General features: G+C 42.1%; 1 protein-coding gene. It reads right to left on the bottom strand.

What is annotated here, in order from left to right; translation table 11 throughout:
* A partial coding sequence (ltrA, locus tag ACYQ2O_RS12435) for a group II intron reverse transcriptase/maturase (protein WP_459796730.1) occupies positions 1-937 on the bottom strand: 937 nt, incomplete at its 3' end.
* Between the last annotated feature and the right edge of the window lie 5 nt (positions 938-942).

The following is a 942-nucleotide window of genomic DNA, read 5'->3' on the forward strand; positions in this document are numbered from 1 at the left end:
TCAAGGTACGCATGAATTTCGCTTTGGCTTCTTTCGAAGGTCTGTAACGACAGACCCCATTCACTGTGGTTATCAGACAACCCAAGAACTTTAAACGTGTTGGGGAACCCACTTTACTTTTATCCTGGTTGACAGTTAATTTCAGGTCTTTTTCAATGAAGCGAGTAATACTTTGTAGCACCCGTTCACCGGCTCGTTTTGATTTTACGAAGATGACGAAGTCATCAGCGAAACGGACAAACTGGTGTCCTCGCTGTTCCATTTCTTTATCCAGTTCATGTAAGTACACATTACTGAGTAGGGGCGAAATTACGCCACCTTGTGGTGCGCCTGTTTTACTTTCTACGAATTCGCCAGACAGATCTATGACACCGCTCTGTAAGAACTTACGGATAATTTTCAGAATCATCTTATCCTGTATATACTGTTCGAGGTAATACATCAGCTTATCATGATTGAGTGTATCAAAGCATTGTTTCAAATCGCAATCGACGGCTACTTTGTAGCCTTGTTGGTAATAGTCGACACACTCTTTCAAAGCTGTATGATTACTTTTTCCTTTACGAAACCCGTGACTGTGAGGGAGAAAATGTTTATCAATGATAGGCTCTATCACTTGTCTAATAGCTTGCTGGACCACTCGGTCCCGCACGACGGGAATACCTAATTTGCGTATTCCACCGTTAGCTTTTGGAATTTCTACCCGTCTTACAGGTTGAGGTCTATACGAACCGTCTAGAAGCTTCTTCCTCAAATAAGGATAAACTTCCATTATATGACCTTCCACCTCACTAACTGTCATTCCGTCTACTCCTGCAGCTCCTTTATTTCGTCTGACGACTTTAGCTGCTGTGAATAGATTCTTCTTACTTACAACGAGACTCATAAGAGACTCACCATACTTGTCTTTATGTTCACCTAGGCGATTACTCCGCACATCTA

The organism is Alkalibacterium sp. m-11, from assembly GCF_054658155.1.